The organism is Shewanella sp. AS16 (assembly GCF_021412365.1).
Classification (GTDB): domain Bacteria; phylum Pseudomonadota; class Gammaproteobacteria; order Enterobacterales; family Shewanellaceae; genus Shewanella; species Shewanella salipaludis.
Window position 1 is genome coordinate 1 of the sequence record NZ_JAKCLK010000457.1, and the last position, 280, is coordinate 280.

The 280-nt window shown below is 49.3% G+C and carries 1 protein-coding gene; it reads left to right on the top strand.

Going from position 1 to position 280, the window contains the following annotated elements; genetic code table 11:
• On the top strand, positions 1-280 hold a 280-nt coding region (locus LZP73_RS21080; protein ID WP_234236954.1), incomplete at both ends, for a tyrosine-type recombinase/integrase.

The window sequence follows — 280 nt, forward strand, 5'->3', positions numbered from 1 at the left end:
AGTGAACTCAGATACGCCCGCTGGTCTGAAATTGATATTGACAATGCCATGTGGACTATTCCAGCCGAACGCAAACCTCTGCCAGGGGTAAAATTCTCACACCGGGGCTCCAAGATGCGAACACCACATCTTGTGCCACTCAGCAAACAGGCTGTAGCCATACTGACAGAACTTCAGACATGGGCTGGTGAAAATGGTCTGATCTTTACGGGAGCACATGACCCGCGTAAACCAATCAGTGAAAATACCGTAAATAAGGCCCTCAGAGTGATGGGGTATG